This window comes from Eubacterium ramulus, from assembly GCF_045002895.1.
Lineage (GTDB): Bacteria > Bacillota > Clostridia > Lachnospirales > Lachnospiraceae > Eubacterium_I > Eubacterium_I ramulus.
The window spans coordinates 1,192,085-1,217,046 of the sequence record NZ_CP173382.1 but is presented as its reverse complement, the minus strand read 5'-3'; the positions used below and the strand labels follow the sequence as shown (position 1 = coordinate 1,217,046).

Genomic DNA, 24,962 nt, shown 5'->3' with positions numbered 1-24,962 from the left:
TACCATATTTTGTATAAAAAAAGAATATCCATAACAGGATTCGTATCAATTCTGTACAAAATATAAGTTTTGTTATGTTTTAACCGATGCTCATATTTTTTATAATAATCCCAGAAGTTGAGAAAAGGAAGGAGACAAGAGGTTCCATGAGAGAAGAGTTACTGAAGGTAAATCAGATCAATAAATCTTTCGGACCGACAAAAGCTCTTGTAAATGTAGATTTTACAGCGTATCGTGGGGAAGTTCACGGACTGATCGGTGAGAATGGTTCCGGTAAATCTACAGTGACAACGATCATTGCCGGAATTCAGAAAGCAGACAGCGGTGAAATGATTTACAAAGGGGAGCATTATGATCCGAAAAATGCCCTGGAAGCCAATGCAAAGGGAATCTGTTATCTGATGCAGGAACAGGGAACATTTGAAGGTATTTCAGTTGCAGCTAATATTTTTGTTGGAAAAGAAGAAGAATTTGTAAAAAACGGTCTGATGAATGTGGGAGAGTTATACCGCCGGGCACGTATCGCACTGGATCGGATCGGAGCTTCGCATATTAATGAAAAAGAAAATACAAGTCGTCTGACATTCGAGGATCGTAAACTGGTAGAAATCGCCAGAGCGATGGAAAATGATCCGGAAATCCTTGTTGTGGATGAGACAAGTACCGCATTGAGTAAGAGCGGACGTGATCTGATGTATCAGGTTATGGAAAAAATGAAAGAAAATGGAAAATGTGTCATCTTCATTTCTCATGACATCGGAGAGGTAAAAGCAGTATGCGATTATCTGACCGTGTTGCGGGATGGACATTTGATCGCAACTCTGGAAAAACAGGAATTCAGTGATGATGCGATCCGTAAACTGATGGTCGGACGTGAAGTATCCGAAAACTTTTACCGGGAAGATATGCATGCAACCTGTGAAAAGGAAATTGCAATCCGCATGGAACATGTTACACACGGTCTTTTAAAAGATATCAACATGGAGATACACAAAGGAGAAATCGTTGGACTTGGCGGACTGACAGACAGCGGTATGCACGATATCGGGAAAATCTTTTTTGGACTGACACAACCGGATATCGGTAAAGTTGAACTGGGAGATGGAACAAGAATTGACAGTTCTCTGACTGCGGTTAAGAAAAATATGGCCTATGTAGCAAAAGACAGAGATAAAGAAGCTCTGATCACAGCAGCCAGTATCAAAGATAATATCTGTGCACCAGTGTTGCCAAGACTCGGGAAAAAAATATTTGTTTCTTCTAAAACAGAAAAACAGTATGCACAGAAATGGGCGGATGAGTTAAAGACAAAAATGCAGGACATCAACCAGTATGTAATGTATCTGTCCGGAGGTAACAAACAGAAAGTATCCGTTGCAAAATGGGTCGGATTCGGAGCAGATATTTATATTTTTGACTGTCCGACACGAGGTATTGATATCGGTGTTAAAGCAGATATCTACAAACTACTGATGAAACTGAAAAGCGAAGGGAAAGCAATTCTCATGATTTCAGAAGAAATGATGGAAATCATCGGAATGGCAGACAGAACCCTGATTGTTAAAAATGGCTGCATCACCGGTGAGTTTAAACGTGACGAAGGACTGACGGAAGATAAACTCATTGAATATATCATTTAGGAGGCAGGAAATGAAAGGAAAAGAATTTATACATAATTACCTGCCATTTATTGGTCTGGTAGTCGTAATTGTATTTTTTGAAATTGTGACAGGTGGAAAATTACTTTCCCCAAGATATATTAGTTCACTGACAAATGAAGTATTTACCATTATGATCGGTACTTGCGGACTTGCATTTTTATTATCGCAGGGATGTCTGGATTTTTCTCTGACAGCCGTTGTGGCAATGATTGCAGCGATTGCAGCCCGTTCAGCAGGAATTAATGAATGGCTGATGTTCCCGGTTGCAATTCTGGTAGGACTTGGACTTGGATTATTGAATGGTTTCATCCATGCCGTATTAAAGGTAACATCTTTTATCGCAACCCTGGCCGTGTCTTTTATCTGTACAGGCCTTGTAACCATTGTATTGAACAATGCAAGTGTCAGCATTCCACATCATATGACAAAACTTGACAGTGTAACACTGCGATTGATCACACTGGCTGCGATCATGATTATCGGATATCTGTTTTTTGAAAAGTCAAAGGTCGGAAAGGAATGTAAGATTGTCGGTGCAAATCCTGAGTTCGCAAGACAAAATGGCATTTCTGTCACATGGGTTAAAATTCGTGGATTTATGATTATGGGTGTAATGTGTGCCATTGTTGCAATTTTTGCATTATTGAGAGCAGGTACTGCATCTTCCTCTACAGGTGCCGGATTTACCGTAAATGCATTGAATGCATTGCTCATCGGTGGTATGCCGATTACAGGTGGCGCAACGTCCAGATTCAGAAGTGCTATCATTGGTAGTATTATCATGGCTGTGCTCTCCTTTGGTATGAACCTCTGGGGACTTGGTACACTGGCACAGCAGGTAGTTCAGGGATTTGTCTTCCTGTTTGCAATCAGTATGACATTTGATAGACAGAACGCAACTGTTATCAAATAATCAGATTTTTTACACGAGAGTGTATAAAATAGATATAATGAAAAAGAAAAAAGAAGAAGGAGAAAAATTATGAAAAAGAAAGTTATTTCATTATTGCTGGTAGCAGCAATGGCGGTATCTATGGCAGCTTGTGGAAACACATCTACAGACAAAGGTTCCGATAATGGGGGAACAGCAGCATCTGCAGGCGCAGAGGCAAGTACAGACGGTGATTTCCTGATCGGATATCCGACAGCCGCATCTTACAACGCTGTTATGAACGCAATGCACTTAAACAGACAGACCATCGCACAGGCAGCTGGCGGTGATCTTGTAACAGAGATTTTTGAGTTTGATGATGCTACAACCATCGATGCAGTAGAAAAACTGATTACAGACGGATGCAAAGGTATTTTCGTAACACCGACAAGTAATGATGTATTGTATAATGTAACCGATATGTGTGATGAGGCTGGTGTATACTTTATCATCTCCATGAGATCCATTACAGATGAAGAAGTAAAATCATATGTAGAGAATTCCAAATATTACCTTGGATGTGTATATGAGGATGAGTATCAGGCTGGTTATATGCTTGGTAAAGCACTGGCTGATTCCGGAGCTAAAGATTACTGCCTGATCACAACAGCATCTGACAACACTACAGGTCAGACAAGAGAGCAGGGTCTTGCAGACGCAGCAGAAGAGTTTGGTTTAACATGCCTGGATACATACAGAAACCCGGCAGATGCTTCAGAAGCAGTATCCGCAGTAGAGAGTTGGATCGCAAAATATGGTTCTGATATGCAGGGTATCGTTCGTCTTGGTACACAGGCTACCGGCGATCAGTCCGCTATTGCAGCAAAACTGGAAGAGTATAGCGACAAAGATATTAAATTTGTAACAATTGATACAGATGAGAACTGCATCTCTTATATAAAAGACGGTACTATTACAGCTACACTTGGCGATCTTCTGATCCAGGATTCTATTGCAGCAGCAACTGTTCTGACTGACGCTGTAACTGGAAAACCAATCAGTGATGATCCGGTAGAACTCGCATTAAAATACAGTGTAATTACAGATGCAGATGAGCTTCAGGCTTATTTTGATTACATGGCAGTAGAAGAGCCAATCTACAACAAAGATGAAGTAAAAGCAAACCTGCTTGGTCTTGATGTAGCAGGATTAGAGGATCTGTGCAATAATATGACAGCGCTCAGCGTAAAAGAACTGCACGAGTCCAGATAGTTTTAGTCATTTGATATGGAGGTGGATAATTCATGAGTGTTAAGATAAAAAGAGCCTGTTGCGTATTCGTATTCCCGGTTTTGATATTTCTATTTTTCACACTGATTTCAGACAGTTTTGGCGTACAGAGTTTAAAAGTGGTTTTTTCACAGGCAATGATTCCTACAGTAATGGGATTTGGTATGGCGTTCTGTATGGCAGCCGGACTGTTTGATTTAAGTACCGGCGTTCGGGTCATCCTTTCCGCCAGTGTGGGTGGCTATCTGGCTACGACATTAGGACTGGGGCTTCCGGGACTGATTATCGGAAGCATCGTATCTGGTGTGCTGATGGGCATTGCAATGGGATATGCGTTTAACCTGTTCCGTATCCCATCCTTGGTACTTTCTCTTGGTGTGGTAATGCTGTTTGAGATTCTCTGCTATGCATTCCTCGGCTCTTCCAGTATGGTATCTGTGGACAAGAGCATTGCATTTTTAGGAAAAACACCATGGAATTTCGTGATCTGTGCAATTGCAGGCGTGATTTTCTACCTTTTATATTATCGTACAAAATTTAGCTACAATGTGCGTGTTGTCGGCGGCAATGAGCGACTGGCCCGCAATATGGGAATCAATGCGGCAAAAATTAATTTCCTCAGTTTTGTGATCGGCGGTGCATTTCTTGGGGTTGTAGGCATCCTCCAAATCTGCTATACAAATTCCATTTCCGGACAGCTCAGCATGGGAAGTCTGAACATGGTATTTAAACCGATGATGGGAGTTATGATTGGTATGGAGCTTCTGTCACTGATGGATAACCTAGCATTGAATATTCTGATCGGTGAATTATGTATCAGCCTGATCTTTAATGGTCTTCTGGCAGTGGGACTTCCATCCTCCATGCAGGATACTGTACTTGGTATCTTCATGATTGCAGTGCTTGGTATTTCTGCAAACCGTGGAAAGATGCAGCATTATTTCCAGAAAAAGAAATTGCTCCGCAGTCTATCCGCACATTAAGTAGTATTTCCCCTCCAAAAGAAATGAACGTTAAAAAGAATCTGTCCGTTTGGGCAGATTCTTTTTAACTATTATGAATTAAAATTATTCCGAAACCAGCTCCAACCCAGTAATATCCGGCTGGATGGTGAGCGAGTAGTTTGTATAATATACCACAAATCCCGGTTTGGCTTTGTTGGGTTTCTTTACGTTCTTTTTCTGCAGATAGTCGATCTCTACTTTTTCATTGCCACGGCCCTTGGAATAAAAAGCTGCCAGACGGCCGGCTTCTTCAAAGGTACGATCCGGCATTTCTCCGGTTTTTGTCTTCACAAGTACATGGGAACCCGGCATCCCTTTTGCATGGAACCACCAGTCGTTGCCCTCTGCAAATTTGAAGGTCAGTTCATCGTTCTGGAAGTTATTTTTTCCAACATAAATGTCAAATCCGTCGGTAGAACGGTAGTGATATGGTCTGCTCTTGCCCTGGGTTTTCTTTTTGGAATATTTGTGTTTGATATAACCACTCTCCATCATTTCTTCCTTGATCTGCTGCAGATCAGCTTCTGTCTCTGCAATATCGAGAGCCGTAGCAATGGAATCCAGGTGATCGATTTCAAGCTGTGTGTCCTCGATCAGATCAGTGAGTGCTTCATAGGTACGCTTCAATTTTGCATACCGGTCAAAATATTTTTTCGCATTATCCAACGGTGAGATTGTTGCATCCAGAGGGATATGGATTGTTTCATTTGTATAATAATTCAATGCGTCAAATCCCTTGCATCCTTCCTCTAACTGATAACCGTAGGTATGGATCAGTTCGCCGTACACTTTATATTTTTCGCGTTTATCAGTGTCTTTTAACTGCTTTTTCTGCAGATCATATTTTTTGCGGTTTCGTTCTAATAGTGTATTGATCACATGACGCAGATCTGCAGATTTCTGACGCATACGGGTGTAAAGACTGCGCTGCGCATAATAGTTTTCCAGTACTTCTGAGATAGAATCATAAGGTAGGATTGTATCCGAAGCGTAGGAAGTCAGCGGGATTGCCGCATACTCAATTGGTTCATCCTGATGCATAATGATGTTCGGGTAAAAATGACCTTCCCGGATATCTGACATGGCAGCCAGAAAAACTTCTGTCAGTTTCTGTTGTTCGGATTCTGTCAGTGAAGCGCATGGAGCATCACCGTCCACATTTGCCCGATAGCAGAATTCATTGGCTGCCAGCGGACTGATACCGGTATAAGAAGTATAGATTGCTTTGGAAGCACTGCATGGTTTCTGCAAGGCATGTTCCATAAAATGCGCCCCATTTTCTTTCAGAGGATTCATTTTATCCTGCTGAGCAGGTATAAAATAGGTACGTCCCGGAAGTACCTCTCGAACAGAACTTACCTGTGCGGAAATATGTTTGATACTGTCAAGTATCATGTCATTTTCATCACAGAAAATGATATTGCTGTGTTTTCCCATCAGCTCAATGATCAGTTTCTTGTGTCTGAGATCCCCAAGATCATCCAAATGTTCAATTTCGAATACAAGAATACGCTCCATATCAGGCTGCGTGATTGAAGTAATCCGTCCATTAGCCACATGTTTTCGAAGCATCATACAGAAATTTGGTGCTGTCATCGGGCTTGGTTTATTTGTTCCGGTAATATATACCAGCGGCAAAGATGCACTGGCAGACAAAAGCAGACGTTTCTGACCGTTTGGACCTTTCAGAGTAAGAAGCAGCTCATCCTTCTCAGGCTGTGCAATCTTGCTCAAACGTGCATTTGTGAAATTTTCCTGTAATTCTTTTGCCAGACTGGCAACTACGATTCCATCAAGAGCCATAAAACTCCTCCTAACTATCTTAACGCTCTGAATCACATTTTCTGATAATTTATAAGCTTTTATCATTTTACTGCAATGGTTTAAAAGTTCCCATAAAGAGTATGTGATTCACTAATGAAAGAATGTTAGCATGATTTTCGTAAAAAAGCAAATTTAAACTGGAAAAAACAGTAACGGTGTGTTATTATATTGGATGTTTGACCATAAGAAATTTGTGCGTGGGATTTTAGATATAATTGCACGGATAAGTTGAGAAACATAACGGATAACAGAAGGGAGTTTTCGTATGCAGACAGAACAACAGAATCCACTTGCTACACAAAAGGTAAGTTCTTTGATTCTCAAATTTACCATTCCGGCGATCATCAGTATGATGGTAAGTTCTTTATACAATATCGTAGATCAGATTTTTATCGGACAGGGTGTTGGTATGCTGGGAAATGCTGCGACAAATATTGCATTTCCGGTAAATATCATCTGTACTGCTGTTGCACTTTTACTGGGAATCGGCAGTGCATCAAATTTTAATCTGAAGTCGGGAGCCGGACAGACGGAAGTTGCAAAAAACTATGCCGGAAATGGCCTGACCATGCTGGTGGTATGTGGTGTGATCATCACAGCAGTAACACTTGGTTTCCTGACACCATTAATGCATATTTTCGGTGCGACCGAGGAAGTGCTTCCTTATGCCATTGATTATACCGGGATTACAGCCATCGGTGTACCGTTTCTAACACTGACTACCGGCGGCTGTCATCTGGTGCGTGCGGACCGGAGTCCTTCTTTTTCCATGGCTTGTATGCTGACCGGTGCGATCATCAATACGATTCTGGATCCATTGTTTATTTTTGCTTTTCACTGGGGAATTAAAGGTGCTGCCTGGGCAACGGTTCTGGGACAGGTGGTTTCCGGAGTGATGATTCTTATCTATTTCTGGAAATTTTCTAAAATGCAGCTGACCCGTCATCATCTGATACCGCACATGAAATATCTCGGTGAGATCACAGCCCTTGGCATGGCTTCCGGTATCAATCAGGTTGCCATGGCAATCATTCAGATTACCATGAATAATATCCTGCGAAAATACGGAGCTGTTTCTGATTATGGAGCAGACATTCCGATTGCCTGTGCAGGAATTATTTCCAAGGTAAATATGATCTTTATGTCTATCGGAATCGGTATTTCCCAGGGATGTCAGCCGATTTTCGGCTTCAATTACGGAGCGGAAAAATTTGACCGGGTGCGGGAAACATACAAAAAAGCTGCCTGGGCAGCTATTATTTCCGGTATTGTATTTTTTGCCTGCTTCCAGATATTTCCACGCCGGATCATTGCTCTGTTTGGTGGTGGAAATGAAGCATATTACCGGTTTGCGGAACGGTATTTCCGTATATTTATGTTTATGACATTTATCAATGGCATTCAGCCAATGTCCTCCGGATTCTTTACATCTATCGGAAAGGCAAAACTTGGTATGATCGTGTCCCTGACCCGGCAGATTTTGTTTTTACTGCCACTGATCCTGATTCTTCCTGTGTTTATGGGAATTGATGGTGTTATGTATGCCGGACCGATCGCAGACCTGGCTGCTGCTGTCATTACCATCTGGTTTGTATTTCGACAGTTTCAGGATATGAAACAAAAGGAATCCGGATCAGGTTCACACCTTTCACGTGCATTGTAAATTTCCACATTTCAAACGGAATGTCTCCTGATAGAAACGGAAATGTTTGACTTCCGTGAAAAAACATTTTATAATAAATTGATTATGCAGAACAGAAAATGTCTGTATAAATAGAATACGAGATAAAGCAGGTGCAGACACATGATAAAAAGTATGACAGGATTTGGACGGTGTGAACTTTCCAATGAAAAGCGAAAGATTACCGTGGAATTGAAATCCGTAAACCACAGATACCTTGACATCAATATCCGCATGCCCAAAAAGCTGAATTTTTTTGAGGCAGCTATCCGTTCTTTGCTAAAAGAATATATGCAGCGTGGAAAAGTGGATGTTTTTATCAGTTACGAAGATTTTTCCGAACAGACGATGGCGGTAAAATATAATTCCGCGATTGCAAAGGAATATTTGTCATATCTGCAGCAGATGGCAGAAGAATTCCAGTTGGAGAACGATATTAAAGTCAGCACATTGTCACGTTATCCGGAGATTCTGACGATGGAAGAGCAGGCACCGGATGAAGATGAACTCTGGTCTATGCTTGCCCAGGCAATCCGCGAAGCATGCACCCAGTTTACCGTTGCCCGTACCTCGGAAGGTGAACATTTAAAGGCAGATCTGGTTGAAAAGTTACATCACATGGCATCCAATGTAGAGAAGGTGGAGCAGCGTGCACCGCAGATTTTGACAGAATATCGCGCAAAATTGCAGGAAAAAGTGCAGGAACTGCTGGGTGATACCCAGATTGATGAAGCGCGTCTGTCCACGGAGATTATTTTGTTTGCAGACAAAATCTGTACCGACGAAGAAACAGTCCGGTTAAAGAGCCATATCACATCCATGCTTCAGGCACTGGAAGGAGACGATGGAATCGGACGAAAACTTGACTTTATCGCTCAGGAAATGAACCGTGAAGCAAATACAATCCTGTCCAAATCCAATGACCTTGAGACATCCGGTATTGCCATTGAATTAAAGACAGAGATTGAAAAAGTACGGGAACAGATTCAGAATATTGAGTAGCGGTTGTATACAGCTATACAAGTGGAAAGAAGGAGCTATTATGGCAGGATTGATCAATATCGGTTTTGGAAACGTAGTAAATACAAATAAGATTGTAACGATCATTAATCCGGACTCAGCTCCGGCAAAGCGAATTGTACAGCGGGCAAAGGATTCCGAACGGATTGTGGATGCCACACAGGGACGAAGGACAAAAAGTATTATCCTGACGGACAGTGAACATGTTATCTTATCTGCACTTCAGCCGGAAACACTGGCGGGCAGATTTCAAAATAAGGAAATGTAGTAAAGAGGAGATTGAATCATGGCAGATTCAGGATTATTAATTGTAATATCCGGATTTTCGGGTTCCGGAAAAGGGACGATCATGAAAGAACTGATCCGTCGTTACCCGGAAAAATATGCATTGTCAATATCAGCTACCACGCGTCAGCCGCGGGAAGGTGAGCAGGATGGCCGGGAATATTTCTTCAAGACAAAAGAAGAATTTCTTTCTATGATTGAGCACAATGAACTTCTGGAGCATGCACAGTATGTTGGAAACTATTATGGAACACCAAAGGCATATGTACAGCAACAGCTTCAGGCACACAAGCATGTAATTCTGGAAATCGAGATTCAGGGTGCGTTAAAGATCAAAGAACAGTTTCCACAGACCCTGTTGTTATTTGTGACGCCGCCATCTGCTGAAATTTTAAAAGAACGTCTTACCGGACGCGGAACAGAGACAGAAGAAGTTATCCACTCCCGTCTGTCACGGGCTGTGGAAGAAGCTGACGGCTGTGAAGTATATGATTACCTGGTTGTAAACGATGAACTGGACGAAGCCGTAGAAAACGTTCATGAGATTATCTGTAGCGAGCAACAGCGGATGCGGCACAATCTTGACAGCATCGAAACAATAAAAAATGATTTAAAACAGTTTGTGAAAGGAGATTTATCATGATACATCCATCTTATAATGAATTAATGAAAGTCGTAAATAACAATGCAGCGTATGGTGAGGAGCCGGTAGTAAACAGCCGTTATTCCATCGTTATCGCATCTGCAAAACGTGCACGCCAGATCATCGGTGGTGCAGAGCCGTTGGTTCCAAATGCTGCCGGAAAAAAACCTTTATCTATCGCTGTAGAGGAGTTATATACAGGAAATGTAAAGATCCTCGGTGAAGATGATGACGTGGAAGAGGAAGGCGATCGCTAATTCTGCCTTTTTACATGCTGCCTTTTTTACAAGGCAGCATTGTTGTTTCTGCAGATCCCATGGTCGAAAATACCAGGGATATTTTTAAAATAACGATAAATGGAGGAACCAAATGAAAGTATTATTTATTTCACTTGGCTGTGATAAAAACCTTGTCGATTCCGAATTTATGCTTGGAAAATTAACCCATCACAAATTCACGGTAACGGACGATGAGCAGGAGGCAGACATCATCGTGATCAATACCTGCTGTTTTATCCATGATGCAAAAGAAGAAAGTATCCAGTCCATTCTGGATATGGCACAGTACCGCACCGGTGGAAACTGTAAAGCATTGATTGTTTGCGGTTGCCTGGCAGAACGTTACCGGGATGAGGTTCTGAAAGAGATTCCGGAAGTAGATGCTGTGCTGGGAACCAATTCTACCGAACAGATCTGCGATGCCATCGAGAAAGTACTGCTTGGTGATAAATATGAGGCATATGAGCCACTGACCGGCATTGAGACACATGAAGCAAAACGCAGCGTGTCCACCGGTGGACATTATGCACATTTAAAAATCGCAGAAGGTTGCAGCAAACACTGTACTTACTGCATTATTCCGTCCATCCGTGGAGATTTCCGTTCTGTACCGATGGAAGAGATCCTGAGTCAGGCACAGGATCTGGCAGAAGCCGGAGTCAAAGAACTGATTCTGGTCGCACAGGAGACGACACTGTACGGTATTGATCTGTATGGTAAAAAATCTCTGCACATTCTGCTGAATGAACTGAATAAAATTCCCGGAATTTACTGGATCCGTCTGATGTATTGTTATCCGGAAGAAATTTATGATGAATTGATCGAAGCGATTCGAGACAACGAAAAAGTATGTCACTATATTGACATGCCGATCCAGCATATCAATTCCGATATTTTACGCCGCATGGGCCGTAAGACAAACCGCGAGATGCTGGAAGGGAAAATCGCCGCCCTGCGTGCCGCTATTCCGGATATCGCGATCCGGACGACGTTGATTTGTGGTTTCCCGGGTGAAATGCCAGAGCAGCACGAAGAGCTTATGGAGTTTTTGAACGAAACGGAATTTGACCGTCTGGGTGCATTTACTTATTCTCCGGAGGAAAATACACCCGCAGCAACTTTCGACCATCAGGTAGAAGAGTCTGTCAAAGAAGACTGGCAGGCAGATGTTATGGAGCTGCAGGAGGAAATTATTCTGGATAAAAATGAGAGCATGATCGGGAAAGAAATTCTTGTTATGATCGAAGGAAAAGTGGCAGATGAAAATGCTTATGTAGGACGAAGCTACCGTGATGCTCCGGATATCGACGGTCTTGTTTTTGTAAACACAGATACGGAACTGGTAAGCGGTGATTTTGTCAAAGTCCGTATTACCGGTGCCTATGAATATGATCTCATCGGAGAACTGATGTAAAACATCTGATACGAGATAGGAGGAACTTATGAATTTACCTAATAAACTTACGATTTTTCGTGTGATTTTAATTCCATTTTTTGTATTTTTTCTGTTAACGGATGTACTTGGTGCAAACGGTGATTACTTAGCGCTTGTGATTTTTATCGTAGCCAGCCTGACTGATATGCTGGATGGAAAAATTGCCAGAAAGTATAATCTGGTCACAAACTTTGGAAAATTTATGGATCCGCTGGCAGATAAGCTGTTGGTATGTTCCGCTATGATCTGTCTGGTAGACTTAAAATTGCTGCCGGCATGGATTGTGATCATTATCATTGCCCGTGAATTTATCATCAGTGGATTCCGTCTCATTGCAGCAGAGCATCAGATTGTTATCGCTGCAAGTATGTGGGGCAAATTTAAGACTACATTCCAGATGGCAATGATTATTTTACTGATTCTGAACATGAACGCTGATGTGTATGTGGCAGGCGTTGGAATCATTCATGTACTGGCTCTGATTGCAACTTATGTGGCATTGGTACTGACCATTGTATCACTCCTTGATTACCTGTATAAAAACAAAGCAGTTTTAAAAGAGCAGGATTGATCAGATGCAGGACACAGCTTTTCATTTATTATCATTAGGAGGCCCACTATGAGGATTATAGCAGGAACGGCCCGCAGTATGCCTTTAAAGACGATTGAAGGCAAAGATACGCGGCCAACAACCGATCGAATTAAAGAGACTTTATTTAATATTTTACAGATGGATGTGCCGGGGGCTGTATTTCTGGATCTGTTTGCCGGAAGCGGCGGCATCGGTCTGGAAGCAGTCAGCCGTGGTGCAAAAAAAGCAGTATTTGTTGAAAACAGCAAGAAAGCAGCGGCATGTATCCAGGAAAACATCCGTTTTACCAAATTTACATCCAGCTGTGATTTGAAGTGTATGGATGCATTATCCGCACTGCGTATGCTGGAGCGCCGATATGTATTTGATATCATTTTTATGGATCCGCCTTACGGGCTTGGACTGGAATATGAGGTGTTGGAACATCTGAAAACTTCCTCCATTCTGACAGAGGATACTCTCATTATTGTGGAAGAATCTCTGGATACCGATCCATATGAAATGGAAAAATATGGCTTTCAGGTTACACGTGTGAAAGAGTATAAATCCAATCAGCACGTGTTCTTGAAAAGAATTTAGTAAAGGGGTATGCGATCACAGGAATCGCTGACACACAAAATGAAAAAAGCAATCTATCCCGGCAGTTTTGATCCGATGACGCTGGGGCATCTTGATATTATTGAGCGCTCATCTAGAATTGTGGATGAACTGAATGTTGCAGTTTTAAAGAATAATGCGAAAAATCCGTTGTTTTCTGCGGACGAACGTGTTAGTATGATAAAAGAATTTACGTCACATCTTCCGAATGTTACCGTGACTGCATATGATGGACTTCTGGCAGATTATGCAGATCAGATCGGAGCAAATATTATTGTGCGTGGGTTACGTGCGGTGACAGATTTTGAGTATGAGTTACAGATTGCACAGACCAATCATGCCGTCAATCCCAAGATTGATACTATTTTTCTTACCACAAGTCTTCAGTACGCATATTTAAGCTCTACGATTACAAAGGAAGTAGCATCCTACGGCGGCGATATATCAAAATTTGTGCCGAAGGAGCTGGTAGACAGAGTGTACAGCAAATTTAACATAAAGCGATAAAGGAGAGATTTAAATGACAAGCCGTATTGAACAGATCATTTCTGAAATTGAGGAATATATTGACGGTTGTAAATTTCAGCCACTGTCAAATTCCAAAATCATTGTAAATAAAGAAGAACTTGAGGAACTGTTGACAGAGCTGCGCATGAAAACGCCGGATGAGATCAAACGCTATCAGAAGATCATCAGCAACAAGGATGCTATTCTGGCAGATGCACAGGCAAAAGCAGAAGAGATCCTTGCTCAGGCACAGATTCAAACCAATGAACTTGTCAGTGAACATCAGATTATGCAGCAGGCATACGCACAGGCAAACGAAGTAGTATCCATTGCAACTAACCAGGCGCAGGAGATTCTTGATAAGGCAACAGAGGATGCTGACAGCATCCGTACTGCAGCCATCGAATATACAGATAACCTGTTAGGTAATCTGGAAAACATTGTGGTTCATGCCATCGATACAAACAAGGCAAAATACGAGGGATTATTGTCTTCTCTCCAAAATTGCTATGATATCGTAAAAGCAAACCGGAACGAACTGACTCCGGAAGAGGAAGCACCAGCTGAAGCGGCTGAGGAAGTTTCCACAGATGCTGCACAAGAAGAATTCGATGTTATTGGTGGTTCAGATAACAAACCAGAGCAGCTGTAAAAAGTGTTGCCAGCATGGCATTTAATAATTTAAAGATTACATAGGTGCGTATGCTGCTCTGTAGTTTTGCCAGCATGGATGCTGTCTGGCAGATGCCGCTGATACCGCCAAAAGAAACCATTGCCATGGCAGACAGATACTTGATTTCTGCCGGCCATTCTGTGCCGGAGACAGTATAGATTCCATTCGTAATTTCCAGCAGCCCGATAACGCAGCCTGACAGTGCGGTTCCGGGAAGCGGAAGATGACCTGCGAAATCCGCTGCAATGGAAAACAACATAATATATCCGGCGAGTTTTATCATTGTCGTAAAACCGTTCATAATGCCGTCATCAATGATTTTTAAAGTTATTTCAGATCTGGATGCCGGCATTTTTTCTGAGTTTTTTTCCGGCGGATTTTCTGGTGCCCTCCAAAGCATAAACCAACCAAGAAGCAATGGCGTGCCATAACATATAGCAAGGAACATCCAGTCCGGCATTACACCTTCCGGTAATGCTACCAACACATAATTTACGACAAACGCAGGGCCGAAATTATTACTGATACAGCTGACCCTTATAGCTTCGTTTTTGCTGATTTTTCCAAGATCGTACAGATCCGCACATAATTTGCTGCCAAGAGGAAAACCAAACAGATATCCGGCGATCAACGGATAAAACAACGGAGGACGAAGTGGATAGATGCCTTTTAGAAACGGGCTGATCCGTTCCAATATCGCATCGTACATACCGGTACGAAGGATGATTCCTGACAAGATACCAAAGGGCAGCAACGTCGGCAATACCGAATGATACCACAGATATAAGCCGTTTGCGGCAGATTTTGCCAGCAGGTCCGGACAGATGATACCATAGCCGATACAGATTGTAATACATAGAATAAATAGTTTCTTTTTCATAGTACAGTTTATTTTTCATATCTTAAAGTAATTCCTGACTGGAGAAAAAGAATGAAAAGGAGACAAAATTCTTTTATTACTGCAAAAAGAAAGGTATTCCGAATCCGATTGATCGCACTTCTGCTGCTGGTAGTCTGGAACAGCCTGCTTGCAAACCGACTGCGAACGGTCCGGCAGATAACGACAAAAAAAGTACTGGATAAACAGATTCTATCGGAACTGCAGTATTTTCCACTGGCATTTCAAAATGAGCATAGAGAAACTACATGGAAAGCGAAAGTGGTCATCTGCAATTATGAAGATTCCTGGCAATCTGCCCGCACTTTCGGCGGAGCCCGCAAACATGAGGGCACGGATTTGATGACCATCCGAAATGAGCGTGGCATTTATCCGATAGTCAGTATGACCGATGGCACATTGGAGCAGATGGGATGGTTGAAGCTTGGAGGCTGGCGTATCGGCATTCGCAGTGCGTCCGGCACATATTATTACTACGCACATCTGGAATCCTATGCGCCGGATCTGGAAGATGGTATGGCGGTGCATGCCGGGCAGCTTCTTGGATTTGCAGGAGATTCCGGATATGGAACAGAAGGCACAACCGGGCAGTTTGCCGTGCATCTGCACGTAGGCATTTATATCCACCACAATACGGATAAAGAGGAAGCCATCAATCCTTATCCATATTTGAAGCAGTTGGAGCAGCATCGCATTTATGCTGATTATCCGTAAACAACTTGCAGATTTGAAGGCATACCTCTATAATGATATAGATAAAAAATTGTGACAGAAAGAAAAACACATATGATTCGCATTGATAAATTTCTCTCTCAGATGCAGGTAGCAACCCGTTCTGAGAGTAAAAAACTGATTAAAATGAAACGTATTACAAAAAACGGTGCACTTGTAACGGACGGTGGAGAAAAATGTGATCCGAAGAAGGATTGTATCTGTCTGGATGGACACCCCATCGCTTATCAGGAATACCATTATCTGATGCTGCACAAACCGGCTGGATGCGTTACTGCCACCGAAGATCGTCGGGATAAAACCGTAATGGATTATCTGCCGGACAATCTGCGCCGTGGGCTGTCCCCGGTGGGACGGCTGGATAAAGACACCGAAGGTTTGCTGTTGATCACAGATGACGGTGCATTGAATCACAGTCTTCTGGCACCGGGACGTCATGTTCCGAAAACCTACTATGCCAGAATCCATGGAATTGTGACAGAGTCTGATATCACAGCCTTTAAGAATGGGCTGGACATTGGTGAAAAGAAAATGACCGCACCGGTTGCTCTCAAAATTCTGCATATTGCAGAAAACGAACAGACATCCGAGATTCTCGTGACGATCACAGAAGGAAAATTTCATCAGGTAAAACGGATGTTTCAGTCCGTAGGTAAAAAGGTATCCTATCTAAAGCGGCTGTCCATGGGAAGTCTGCATCTGGATGAGAAACTGACACCCGGTGCCTGGCGGGAACTGACATTGGAAGAAATTACAAAATTGAAGGAAGAAACAATATGATGATAGAACAGAAAGAAGCTGTTATCTTTGATCTGGATGGAACCATGACAGACTCCATGTGGATCTGGGAAGAGATTGATCAGGATTTTTTCCGGCAACAGGGTCTTCCCATGCCGGAACATCTCCATGAAGAAATCGAGGGAATGAGTTTCACAGAAACGGCACAATATTTTATTCGAAAGTATCAGCTTTCCAAGAATGTGGAAGAAGTAAAAGAACTGTGGAATCGTATTGCTTTGGACAAATATATACACGAAACCACACTGAAACCGGGGCTGGATGAATTTTTACAATTACTGAAAAAACAGCATATAAAGATTGGCATTGCAACCAGTAATTCCAGACTTCTGCTGGATGCTTTTCTGGATGCGCGCAATCTCACAGGCTGCATTGATGCCATTACTACCAGTTGTGATGTCAATAAAGGGAAACCGGAACCGGATGTATATCTGAAAACAGCAGAAAAACTCGCGGTTTCCCCACAACATTGTCTGGTGTTTGAAGATATTCCGATGGGGATTTTGGCAGGAAAAAGAGCCGGTATGACGGTCTGTGCCGTGGAGGATGACTATTCTGCATTGCTGCGGGCAGAAAAATACAGTCTGGCCGATTATTATATCACAGATTACAGGCAGGTTCTGGATCATACTTACGAAGATTTAAGAGGATTTAAATAGATGAAACAATTTTTACCAATCAGTCGTGCCGATATGCAGGCACAGGGAATAGAGCAGCTGGATTTTGTATATGTCATTGGTGATGCCTATGTGGATCATCCGTCTTTCGGGCATGCGATCATCAGCAGGATCCTGCAGGCAAATGGATTTTCTGTTGGAATTATTTCACAGCCGGACTGGAAAAATCCGGACAGTATCAGTATCCTGGGTGAGCCAAAAATCGGTTTTATCGTAACCGGTGGAAATATGGATTCCATGGTCAATCATTATTCCGTATCTAAAAAACGCCGTCAGAAAGATGCGTTTACGCCGGGCGGAATCATGGGCCGGCGGCCGGATTACGCAACCGTGGTATACTGCAATCTCATCCGCCGCACCTACAAACACACACCGCTGATCATTGGAGGACTGGAAGCCAGCCTGCGTCGTCTTGGACATTATGATTACTGGTCAAATAAAGTGAAACGTTCCATTCTGTTGGATTCCGGTGCGGATCTACTGTTATATGGAATGGGAGAACGCAGTATCGTGGCTGTGGCAGAGGGGCTGCGCAGTGGCATTGATATCAAAGATCTTACTTATATCGACGGCACGGTATACAAGACAAAGGATCCGGACAGTGTATACGATGGTATTACACTGCCATCTTACGAAGAAATCTGTGCCAGCAAGGAATCCTATGCCCACAGTTTTTATACACAATATTGCAATACGGATCCATTTACAGCAAAACGGCTCATTGAGCCTTATCCAAATAAATGCTATGTCGTGCAAAATCCGCCATCCAAACCACTGACTACCAGTGAGATGGATGCCGTATATGCACTTCCTTATATGAGAACCTATCATCCGTCCTATGAAGAAGCAGGTGGTGTTCCGGCAATCGAAGAGGTGAAATTCAGTCTGGTCAGCAATCGTGGCTGCTATGGTGGCTGCAGTTTTTGTGCCCTGACGTTTCATCAGGGAAGAATTATCCAGACCCGAAGCCATGAATCCATCCTGAACGAAGCAAAGCAGATGGTCTGGGAGCCAGATTTTAAGGGCTATATTCATGATGTGGGTGGTCCTACCGCAAATTTCCGTGGTCCATCGTGCGATAAACAGCTGACCCGCGGTGTCTGCAAGAACCGGCAGTGCCTGTTCCCGAGTCCATGTCCGAATTTAAAGGTAGATCATTCTGATTATCTGAGCCTGTTACGGGAACTGCGCGTGCTTCCGAATGTGAAAAAAGTGTTTATCCGTTCCGGTATCCGTTTTGATTATCTGATCTGCGACAAGGATAAAACTTTTTTCCGGGAATTATGTGAACATCATGTCAGCGGACAGTTAAAAGTTGCTCCGGAACACATTTCTGATTCAGTATTATCGCTGATGGGAAAACCACCGGTAGCAGTATATAACAAGTTCCGGGAAGAATATAAAAAAATCAATGAGCGGATCGGAAAGAAACAGTATCTTGTTCCATATCTGATGTCTTCTCATCCCGGATCCACTCTGAAAGAAGCTGTGGAACTGGCAGAATATCTCCGGGATCTTGGCTATATGCCGGAACAGGTACAGGATTTCTATCCAACACCATCTACGATTTCCACCTGTATGTATTACACCGGACTGGATCCGCGCACTATGAAGAAAGTGTACGTCACCAACAATCCGCATGAGAAAGCCATGCAACGTGCCCTCATACAGTACCGCAATCCGAAAAACTATGATCTGGTATATGAAGCACTGCATCTGGCTCACCGCACGGATCTCATTGGGTTTGAACCAAAATGCCTGATCCGGCCAAAACATAGTGGACAACAGAATCGTAATTATCAGAACCATGGACGCAATAATGGAACCGGAGCTTCACATCCGAAAAAGCGGAAAGCAATCCGTAACGTGCACAAGAAAAAACAGAAATAATTGGATTTTTCTGGCAGACAAAATGATACATTTGGTAATCCAAACAAAAAAACGCATCTTAGAAGAATTTAAGAAAGTGAAATGCTCATGAAAGAATTTTCCATATCATCCAAAGAAGCCGGACAACGCATGGACAAGTATCTGTTCAAAATATTAAATCAGGCTTCCAAAGGATTTGTTTATAAAATGCTGCGTAAAAAAAATATTGTGTTAAATGATAAAAAAGCAACCGGACAGGAAGTATTGCAGACTTCTGATCAGATTAAAATCTATCTGTCCGATGAAACCTTTAACAAGTTTGCCTCTGCTCTTGCAGAAGCACCAATGGGAAAGCAGACTGCAGATCTTCATTCCGAATCTGCAGCTGCCGGTCCGGCTGCAAAAATGTCCACTGTGCACCATCCAAAACCGGAAATCGTATATGAGGATGAGGATATTCTGATCCTGAATAAACCGGTGGGTATCTTATCACAGAAAGCAGAAAAAAACGACTATTCCGCCAATGAAATGGTCATTGATTATCTGTTAGAAAGCGGGCAGCTGACCCGTGCGGAATTACGAACGTTCCATCCTTCCATCTGTAACCGGCTCGATCGCAACACTTCCGGACTTCTGATTGCAGGAAAGACGATCCGTGGTCTGCAGGAAATGGCAGAGGCTTTAAAGTCACGCAGCATGCAGAAATATTACCGTTGCCTGGTGGCCGGACAGCTTACACAGGATGCACATTTGAAAGGATATCTGGCAAAGAATCACCAAAACAATAAAGTAACGGTTCACAAAGAGGCTTTTGCGGATGCTTCTTATATTGAGACAGCATATCATCCGGTGAAAGTGTATGAAAACATGACACTGTTGGAAGTACATCTTATTACCGGGCGTTCCCATCAGATCCGTGCCCATCTGGCCAGCATCGGACATCCAATCCTGGGAGATGGTAAATATGGAGATAAAAAAATAAATCAGGCGGTAAAGGACAGCTGCAGGATCCGTTCTCAGCTGCTGCATGCCTATCGGATGGAATTTCCGGACGGCCGGATTGTCACTGCACCGGAACCCGCGTCCTTTGCACGGGTACAGACAAAACTTGCAAAAGAGAAGAGGTAGAGAAACCATGCATTTATATATTATGAGACACGGAGAGACATTCTGGAACAAAAAAGGGTTGATTCAAGGCTCTTCTGATATCGCTTTAACCCCATATGGGGAAGAACTTGCCCGCGATACCAGGGACGGATTCGACCGGGAAGAGATAAGATTTCAGCGCATTTATTCCAGCCCCTATCAGCGTGCCGTAAAAACAGCGGAGATTATTGCAGAACATCAGAATATTTCCGTAAAGGTGGATCTCCGGGTACGTGAAATGTGCTTTGGAAAATACGAAGGAGATAAGATCAGTGAAATCCGAAACAGCAAAGATCAGAATCTGATCTACTGTTTTTCCAAACCGTCCATGTATGTAGCGGATGAGACCGGCGATAATTTTTCTGATGTTTATGCACGTATTGAAGATTTTTTAAAAAATGAAATTCTTCCATTGGAACAGGATCCATCTGTGGAAAATGTTCTGGTGGTGTGCCACGGAGCCGTGATCCGTGCCTTTCTGACTTATATCAGACAGATGTCCATGGATGAATTCTGGAGCATTCATCAGCCGAATTGCAGCGTCAACTGTATTTTGGTACAGAATGGAACCTTTCACGTGGAAAAAGAAAATATTCTTTACTATGATGATCCGGAACTGACGCATCGGGGGATTTTATAATGCCAACCTGGAATTCAAGAGGGCTGCGTGGTTCTACACTGGAAGAATTTATCAACCGTACCAATGAACGGTACCGTGAAAATCATCTGGCCCTGATCCAGAAAGTCCCAACGCCTATTACCCCTATCAAAATGGACAAAGAGAGCCGTCATATCACGCTGGCTTATTTTGAACAGAAAAGTACCGTGGATTATATCGGTGTCGTGCAGGGAATTCCTGTATGTTTTGATGCCAAGGAATGTCAGGTCAATACGTTTCCGCTGCAGAACATTCATCCTCATCAGGTGGAATTTATGCGGGATTTTGAGCAGCAGGGCGGTATTGCATTTTTTCTGATCTTTTATCCCCATCTTGACCGGTTTTATTATCTGCCATTTCGGCAACTGGCACAGTTCTGGGAGCGGATGCAACAGGGCGGCAGAAAGAGTTTTCGTATGGATGAACTGGATGAGACGTTCTTTTTTACCGGTCACTCCGGACTTCTGGTGCCATATCTGGATGCGCTTCAGCTGGATTTGAATTTAAGGGATTGACATTTTAGCTTTATTTTCTTATAATGTTTAAAGATTTTTACATATTAGCATGGTAGCACACTAAAGTGTTCAGGGATGATCAATCCGATTTTCATATTTTTTATGTAAAAAAATAAAAATGGAACAAAGAGGGGACATAGCAGTGAAAAATCAATTATTACATACGCCCGAAGGTGTCAGAGATATTTATAATGAAGAATGTGAACGCAAAATCATTCTGGAAGGCCGTCTGCTTTCTGTATTAAAATCTTACGGCTACCATCCGATCCAGACACCGACTTTTGAGTTTTTTGATATATTTGGTAAAGAGATTGGTACCACGCCTTCGCGGGATCTGTACAAATTTTTCGACCGAGAAGGCAACACACTTGTTCTCCGCCCGGATATCACACCATCCATCGCGCGATGTGCATCCAAGTATTATATAGAACAGGCGATTCCCATCCGTCTGTGTTATACCGGCAATACGTTCCGCAACAACTCCAGTTATCAGGGACGTTTAAAAGAAAACACACAGTCCGGTGCCGAATTGATCGGGGATGGCAGTGTAGAGGCAGATGCAGAGATGCTGGCACTTTCCGCACAACTTTTAAAAGCAGCCGGTCTGAAAGAATTTCAGCTCAGTGTTGGACATGCAGATTTCCTGCGGGGTTTATTTGAAGCAGCCGGTCTGGATGAAGATGTCATGGAAGAAATCCGGAATCTGCTTCAGAACCGCAATCTGTACGGTGTGCAGGAAGTGGTGGCACAGTATGTGACAGATGAAAATTTAACACAGTTATTCGGTCTGCTGACAGATGTCATGCTGGATAAGGAAAAAATCTCCGCTGCAAAAGTATGGGCACAGGAATTTCCACGGGTGTTAAACGCACTGACCCGTCTGGAGCAGTTGGATGAACTGTTGGAATTATATAAAATCCACAAATATGTATCTTACGAACTGGCTATGATCTCTGGTTTTGATTATTATACAGGTATTATTTTTGCCGGTTATACTTTTGGCAGCGGAGAAGCCGTTGTAAACGGCGGACGTTATGACAATTTGTTGAAATCCTTCGGCAAATCCGCACCGTCCATCGGGTTTGCGGTTGTCATCAATCAGCTGATGGCCGCACTGCAGCGCCAAAATGTACGGATTCCATTTGAAAATACGACAAAATGGTTTATTTACAGCCAGCAGTACCGGCAGGATGCTATTAAAGATGCGCAGGTACTCAGAAGCCGTGGTGAGCAGGTGGAACTGATGCCGCTGACTGAGCAGAATACAAAAGCTGTTTATGAAAAATATGCAGAAGAGAACCATATCCAGGACATTATTTTTTATATGTAGGAGGACCGGAGAATGAGATATTTAACATTTGCACTTGGAAAGGGTCGTCTTGCAAATAAGACACTTGAAATGTTTGAAAAAATCGGAATCACCTGTGAGGAGATGAAAGATAAAGATACGCGAAAACTGATTTTTGTCAATGAAGACTTAAAACTGCGTTTCTTTCTCGCCAAAGGACCGGATGTACCGACTTACGTGGAATACGGTGCTGCTGATATCGGTATCGTCGGAAGAGATACCATCTTACAGGAAGCCCGCAATATTTATGAGGTGTTAGATCTTGGATTTGGAAAATGCAGGATGTGTGTCTGCGGTCCGGAATCTGCCAGAGATTTGTTGCAACATCATGAGCAGATCCGTGTGGCTACCAAGTATCCGAAGATTGCCAAGGATTATTTTTATAACAAAAAGCATCAGACCGTGGAAATCATCAAGCTGAACGGTTCGATTGAACTGGCACCGATCGTCGGTCTGGCAGATGTCATTGTCGATATTGTGGAAACAGGTTCTACCCTGCGTGAAAACGGGCTGGCTGTGTTAGAAGAAGTGTGTCCGTTATCTGCACGTATGGTGGTAAACCCGGTAAGTATGAAGATGGAGCAGGAACGCATCAGCAAGCTGATCACAGATCTGCGCCAGGTAATGAGCGAAGGAGAAAAGTAAGATATGCGTACATTAAAACTGACAAAGGAAACCATTCAGAATATACTGACCGATCTGTTAAAGAGAAGTCCTAACAATTATACCCAGTATGAGAGCAGCGTAAACGAAATCATCGCCAATGTCCGCAGTAACGGTGATCAGGCAGTATTTGACTATACACAGAAATTTGACGGTGCAACAGTAACAGCAGACAATATCGAAGTGACAGAGGATGAGATTGCAGAAGCTTATGAGCTGGTAGATCAAAAGCTTTTAGAAGTAATCCGCAAAGCAAAAGAAAACATCCGTGTTTATCATGAAAAGCAGAAACAATACAGTTGGTTTGACAGTTCTATCCCTGGCACCATGCTCGGTCAGAAAGTAACTCCGATTGCCAAAGCCGGTGTATACGTTCCCGGTGGAAAAGCCGTCTATCCATCTTCTGTACTGATGAATATCATGCCGGCCAAAGTAGCAGGTGTAGAGGAGATCATCATGACAACCCCATGTAACAAAGCGGGCAAAGTCAATCCATCCACGCTCGTAGCTGCAAAAGAAGCCGGTGCAGACCGTGTGTTTAAAGTCGGCGGTGCACAGGCTATTGCCGCACTTGCCTTCGGCACCGAAAGTATTCCAAAAGTTGACAAGATTGTGGGACCTGGAAATATCTATGTAGCCCTTGCAAAAAAAGCCGTATTCGGTCATGTCAGCATTGACTCCATTGCAGGTCCGAGTGAGATTCTTGTTCTGGCTGACGAAACTGCCAATCCACGTTTTGTTGCGGCTGATTTACTGTCCCAGGCAGAACATGATGAGCTTGCATCTGCCATTCTGATCACTACCAGTGAAAAGCTGGCAGAAGAAGTATCCAAAGAAGTAGATGGTTTCTGTGAAGTGCTCTCCAGAAAAGCGATCATTGAGAAATCTCTGGAAAACTACGGTTACATCCTGATTGCCCCGGATCTGGATACTGCCATTGAGACAGCGAACGAGATTGCTTCTGAACATATGGAAATTGTGACCGCAAATCCATTTGAGGTTATGACAAAGATTAAAAATGCAGGTGCTATTTTCCTTGGTGAATACAGCAGTGAACCACTGGGGGACTATTTTGCAGGACCAAACCATGTTCTTCCTACTAACGGAACTGCAAAGTTCTTTTCTCCATTAAGCGTGGATGATTTTATCAAAAAATCCAGTATCATCTCTTACTCCAGAGATGCTTTACATGCGGTATACAAAGATATTGCACAATTTGCAGACTGCGAACAGCTGACTGCACATGCAAACTCCATTCGCGTCAGATTTGAAGACGAAGATAAATAAAGACCGGAGG

26 protein-coding genes are annotated in these 24,962 nt (G+C 42.9%); 24 read left to right on the top strand and 2 right to left on the bottom strand.

The genetic code is table 11. From position 1 onward, the window contains the following. Positions 1 to 146 precede the first annotated feature (146 nt). The 4 genes from ACIRUQ_RS05665 (at position 147) to ACIRUQ_RS05650 (ending at position 4,805) form a co-directional block, all read left to right on the top strand. Entirely contained in the window at positions 147 to 1,640 is a 1,494-nt protein-coding gene (locus ACIRUQ_RS05665) for a sugar ABC transporter ATP-binding protein (protein WP_022036083.1), read from the top strand. A gap of 10 nt (positions 1,641 to 1,650) precedes the next feature. Continuing rightward, on the top strand, positions 1,651 to 2,574 hold the full coding sequence (locus tag ACIRUQ_RS05660) for an ABC transporter permease (protein WP_022036084.1): 924 nt from the start codon (positions 1,651 to 1,653) through the stop codon (positions 2,572 to 2,574). Positions 2,575 to 2,643: 69 nt separating this feature from the next. After that, a complete protein-coding gene (locus ACIRUQ_RS05655) occupies positions 2,644 to 3,804 on the top strand; it encodes a substrate-binding domain-containing protein (protein WP_055290075.1) in 1,161 nt (386 codons plus the stop codon). A gap of 32 nt (positions 3,805 to 3,836) precedes the next feature. Further along, entirely contained in the window at positions 3,837 to 4,805 is a 969-nt protein-coding gene (locus ACIRUQ_RS05650) for an ABC transporter permease (protein ID WP_022036086.1), read from the top strand. Between the two features lie 84 nt (positions 4,806 to 4,889). Here the strand turns inward: ACIRUQ_RS05650 and ACIRUQ_RS05645 are convergent, their stop codons facing one another. Continuing rightward, positions 4,890 to 6,629, bottom strand: a complete 1,740-nt coding sequence (locus ACIRUQ_RS05645) for an NFACT family protein (protein WP_055290077.1) — start codon at positions 6,627 to 6,629, stop codon at positions 4,890 to 4,892. A gap of 286 nt (positions 6,630 to 6,915) precedes the next feature. On the opposite strand from ACIRUQ_RS05645, the gene ACIRUQ_RS05640 reads away from it, so the two are divergent. The 10 genes from ACIRUQ_RS05640 (at position 6,916) to ACIRUQ_RS05595 (ending at position 14,340) form a co-directional block, all read left to right on the top strand. After that, positions 6,916 to 8,313, top strand: coding sequence for an MATE family efflux transporter (locus ACIRUQ_RS05640; protein ID WP_055290079.1), 1,398 nt, complete (start codon positions 6,916 to 6,918; stop codon positions 8,311 to 8,313). A 141-nt stretch (positions 8,314 to 8,454) separates the two neighbouring features. Then, the gene (locus ACIRUQ_RS05635; protein ID WP_055290081.1) at positions 8,455 to 9,333 is read left to right on the top strand and encodes a YicC/YloC family endoribonuclease; all 879 of its coding nucleotides are present in this window, start codon (positions 8,455 to 8,457) and stop codon (positions 9,331 to 9,333) included. A gap of 40 nt (positions 9,334 to 9,373) precedes the next feature. Then, positions 9,374 to 9,619, top strand: coding sequence for a DUF370 domain-containing protein (locus tag ACIRUQ_RS05630; RefSeq protein WP_022036089.1), 246 nt, complete (start codon positions 9,374 to 9,376; stop codon positions 9,617 to 9,619). Between the two features lie 15 nt (positions 9,620 to 9,634). Then, positions 9,635 to 10,279 (top strand): guanylate kinase, encoded by a 645-nt coding sequence (gene gmk / locus ACIRUQ_RS05625; protein ID WP_373927709.1) that lies wholly within the window; start codon positions 9,635 to 9,637, stop codon positions 10,277 to 10,279. Continuing rightward, a complete protein-coding gene (gene rpoZ / locus ACIRUQ_RS05620) occupies positions 10,276 to 10,536 on the top strand; it encodes a DNA-directed RNA polymerase subunit omega (protein ID WP_055290083.1) in 261 nt (86 codons plus the stop codon). Before gmk ends, rpoZ begins: the two co-directional genes overlap by 4 nt. A 112-nt stretch (positions 10,537 to 10,648) precedes the next feature. Continuing rightward, a complete protein-coding gene (gene rimO / locus ACIRUQ_RS05615; protein WP_055290085.1) occupies positions 10,649 to 11,971 on the top strand; it encodes a 30S ribosomal protein S12 methylthiotransferase RimO in 1,323 nt (440 codons plus the stop codon). 28 nt (positions 11,972 to 11,999) lie between these two features. After that, positions 12,000 to 12,563 carry a CDP-diacylglycerol--glycerol-3-phosphate 3-phosphatidyltransferase gene (pgsA, locus tag ACIRUQ_RS05610; RefSeq protein WP_021738717.1) on the top strand — a complete coding sequence of 188 codons (564 nt, stop codon included), beginning with the start codon at positions 12,000 to 12,002 and terminating at the stop codon, positions 12,561 to 12,563. A gap of 48 nt (positions 12,564 to 12,611) precedes the next feature. Continuing rightward, positions 12,612 to 13,163 (top strand): 16S rRNA (guanine(966)-N(2))-methyltransferase RsmD, encoded by a 552-nt coding sequence (gene rsmD, locus ACIRUQ_RS05605; protein WP_021738718.1) that lies wholly within the window; start codon positions 12,612 to 12,614, stop codon positions 13,161 to 13,163. Positions 13,164 to 13,202: 39 nt separating this feature from the next. Beyond that, complete coding sequence (coaD, locus tag ACIRUQ_RS05600; protein WP_021738719.1) at positions 13,203 to 13,688, top strand: pantetheine-phosphate adenylyltransferase; 486 nt, start codon at positions 13,203 to 13,205, stop codon at positions 13,686 to 13,688. 13 nt (positions 13,689 to 13,701) lie between these two features. Continuing rightward, positions 13,702 to 14,340, top strand: coding sequence for a hypothetical protein (locus ACIRUQ_RS05595; RefSeq protein ID WP_021738720.1), 639 nt, complete (start codon positions 13,702 to 13,704; stop codon positions 14,338 to 14,340). Here the strand turns inward: ACIRUQ_RS05595 and ACIRUQ_RS05590 are convergent. Next, positions 14,303 to 15,241 carry a hypothetical protein gene (locus ACIRUQ_RS05590; protein ID WP_055290087.1) on the bottom strand — a complete coding sequence of 313 codons (939 nt, stop codon included), beginning with the start codon at positions 15,239 to 15,241 and terminating at the stop codon, positions 14,303 to 14,305. The two genes, ACIRUQ_RS05595 and ACIRUQ_RS05590, sit on opposite strands and share 38 nt — an antisense overlap. Positions 15,242 to 15,292: 51 nt before the next feature. Between ACIRUQ_RS05590 and ACIRUQ_RS05585 the strand changes: the two genes are divergently transcribed. From ACIRUQ_RS05585 to hisD, 10 genes are all read left to right on the top strand, one after another. Beyond that, entirely contained in the window at positions 15,293 to 15,973 is a 681-nt protein-coding gene (locus ACIRUQ_RS05585; protein ID WP_055290089.1) for a M23 family metallopeptidase, read from the top strand. A gap of 72 nt (positions 15,974 to 16,045) precedes the next feature. After that, the gene (locus ACIRUQ_RS05580; RefSeq protein ID WP_055290091.1) at positions 16,046 to 16,771 is read left to right on the top strand and encodes a pseudouridine synthase; all 726 of its coding nucleotides are present in this window, start codon (positions 16,046 to 16,048) and stop codon (positions 16,769 to 16,771) included. Beyond that, a complete protein-coding gene (locus ACIRUQ_RS05575) occupies positions 16,768 to 17,448 on the top strand; it encodes an HAD family phosphatase (protein ID WP_341437685.1) in 681 nt (226 codons plus the stop codon). The genes ACIRUQ_RS05580 and ACIRUQ_RS05575 overlap by 4 nt, the downstream gene beginning before the upstream one ends. Continuing rightward, positions 17,449 to 19,356, top strand: coding sequence for a YgiQ family radical SAM protein (locus ACIRUQ_RS05570; RefSeq protein WP_055290093.1), 1,908 nt, complete (start codon positions 17,449 to 17,451; stop codon positions 19,354 to 19,356). 87 nt (positions 19,357 to 19,443) lie between these two features. After that, positions 19,444 to 20,463 (top strand): RluA family pseudouridine synthase, encoded by a 1,020-nt coding sequence (locus tag ACIRUQ_RS05565; RefSeq protein WP_055290095.1) that lies wholly within the window; start codon positions 19,444 to 19,446, stop codon positions 20,461 to 20,463. 7 nt (positions 20,464 to 20,470) lie between these two features. Beyond that, positions 20,471 to 21,121: a histidine phosphatase family protein gene (locus ACIRUQ_RS05560; protein ID WP_055290097.1), complete on the top strand. Its 651-nt coding sequence runs from the start codon at positions 20,471 to 20,473 to the stop codon at positions 21,119 to 21,121. Then, positions 21,121 to 21,654 carry a Holliday junction resolvase RecU gene (locus ACIRUQ_RS05555; RefSeq protein WP_021738728.1) on the top strand — a complete coding sequence of 178 codons (534 nt, stop codon included), beginning with the start codon at positions 21,121 to 21,123 and terminating at the stop codon, positions 21,652 to 21,654. The genes ACIRUQ_RS05560 and ACIRUQ_RS05555 overlap by 1 nt, the downstream gene beginning before the upstream one ends. Positions 21,655 to 21,796: 142 nt before the next feature. Further along, positions 21,797 to 22,984, top strand: a complete 1,188-nt coding sequence (gene hisZ, locus ACIRUQ_RS05550) for an ATP phosphoribosyltransferase regulatory subunit (RefSeq protein ID WP_055290099.1) — start codon at positions 21,797 to 21,799, stop codon at positions 22,982 to 22,984. Between the two features lie 12 nt (positions 22,985 to 22,996). After that, positions 22,997 to 23,647: an ATP phosphoribosyltransferase gene (gene hisG, locus ACIRUQ_RS05545; protein ID WP_021738730.1), complete on the top strand. Its 651-nt coding sequence runs from the start codon at positions 22,997 to 22,999 to the stop codon at positions 23,645 to 23,647. 3 nt (positions 23,648 to 23,650) lie between these two features. Beyond that, positions 23,651 to 24,952: a histidinol dehydrogenase gene (gene hisD / locus ACIRUQ_RS05540; RefSeq protein ID WP_021738731.1), complete on the top strand. Its 1,302-nt coding sequence runs from the start codon at positions 23,651 to 23,653 to the stop codon at positions 24,950 to 24,952. Positions 24,953 to 24,962: the final 10 nt, after the last annotated feature.

Excerpts from the sequence above, each read along its gene's own strand:
- hisD (WP_021738731.1), top strand. The coding sequence starts at position 23,651 with ATGCGTACATTAAAACTGACAAAGGAAACCATTCAGAATATACTGACC.
- rpoZ (WP_055290083.1), top strand. The coding sequence starts at position 10,276 with ATGATACATCCATCTTATAATGAATTAATGAAAGTCGTAAATAACAAT.
- pgsA (WP_021738717.1), top strand. The coding sequence starts at position 12,000 with ATGAATTTACCTAATAAACTTACGATTTTTCGTGTGATTTTAATTCCA.
- ACIRUQ_RS05660 (WP_022036084.1), top strand. The coding sequence starts at position 1,651 with ATGAAAGGAAAAGAATTTATACATAATTACCTGCCATTTATTGGTCTG.
- ACIRUQ_RS05570 (WP_055290093.1), top strand. The coding sequence starts at position 17,449 with ATGAAACAATTTTTACCAATCAGTCGTGCCGATATGCAGGCACAGGGA.
- rsmD (WP_021738718.1), top strand. The coding sequence starts at position 12,612 with ATGAGGATTATAGCAGGAACGGCCCGCAGTATGCCTTTAAAGACGATT.
- rimO (WP_055290085.1), top strand. The coding sequence starts at position 10,649 with ATGAAAGTATTATTTATTTCACTTGGCTGTGATAAAAACCTTGTCGAT.
- ACIRUQ_RS05640 (WP_055290079.1), top strand. The coding sequence starts at position 6,916 with ATGCAGACAGAACAACAGAATCCACTTGCTACACAAAAGGTAAGTTCT.
- ACIRUQ_RS05555 (WP_021738728.1), top strand. The coding sequence starts at position 21,121 with ATGCCAACCTGGAATTCAAGAGGGCTGCGTGGTTCTACACTGGAAGAA.
- hisG (WP_021738730.1), top strand. The coding sequence starts at position 22,997 with ATGAGATATTTAACATTTGCACTTGGAAAGGGTCGTCTTGCAAATAAG.
- ACIRUQ_RS05655 (WP_055290075.1), top strand. The coding sequence starts at position 2,644 with ATGAAAAAGAAAGTTATTTCATTATTGCTGGTAGCAGCAATGGCGGTA.
- ACIRUQ_RS05560 (WP_055290097.1), top strand. The coding sequence starts at position 20,471 with ATGCATTTATATATTATGAGACACGGAGAGACATTCTGGAACAAAAAA.
- ACIRUQ_RS05575 (WP_341437685.1), top strand. The coding sequence starts at position 16,768 with ATGATGATAGAACAGAAAGAAGCTGTTATCTTTGATCTGGATGGAACC.
- ACIRUQ_RS05650 (WP_022036086.1), top strand. The coding sequence starts at position 3,837 with ATGAGTGTTAAGATAAAAAGAGCCTGTTGCGTATTCGTATTCCCGGTT.
- ACIRUQ_RS05635 (WP_055290081.1), top strand. The coding sequence starts at position 8,455 with ATGATAAAAAGTATGACAGGATTTGGACGGTGTGAACTTTCCAATGAA.
- ACIRUQ_RS05645 (WP_055290077.1), bottom strand. The coding sequence starts at position 6,629 with ATGGCTCTTGATGGAATCGTAGTTGCCAGTCTGGCAAAAGAATTACAG.
- ACIRUQ_RS05580 (WP_055290091.1), top strand. The coding sequence starts at position 16,046 with ATGATTCGCATTGATAAATTTCTCTCTCAGATGCAGGTAGCAACCCGT.
- ACIRUQ_RS05595 (WP_021738720.1), top strand. The coding sequence starts at position 13,702 with ATGACAAGCCGTATTGAACAGATCATTTCTGAAATTGAGGAATATATT.
- ACIRUQ_RS05585 (WP_055290089.1), top strand. The coding sequence starts at position 15,293 with ATGAAAAGGAGACAAAATTCTTTTATTACTGCAAAAAGAAAGGTATTC.
- ACIRUQ_RS05630 (WP_022036089.1), top strand. The coding sequence starts at position 9,374 with ATGGCAGGATTGATCAATATCGGTTTTGGAAACGTAGTAAATACAAAT.
- ACIRUQ_RS05665 (WP_022036083.1), top strand. The coding sequence starts at position 147 with ATGAGAGAAGAGTTACTGAAGGTAAATCAGATCAATAAATCTTTCGGA.
- ACIRUQ_RS05565 (WP_055290095.1), top strand. The coding sequence starts at position 19,444 with ATGAAAGAATTTTCCATATCATCCAAAGAAGCCGGACAACGCATGGAC.
- coaD (WP_021738719.1), top strand. The coding sequence starts at position 13,203 with ATGAAAAAAGCAATCTATCCCGGCAGTTTTGATCCGATGACGCTGGGG.
- ACIRUQ_RS05590 (WP_055290087.1), bottom strand. The coding sequence starts at position 15,241 with ATGAAAAAGAAACTATTTATTCTATGTATTACAATCTGTATCGGCTAT.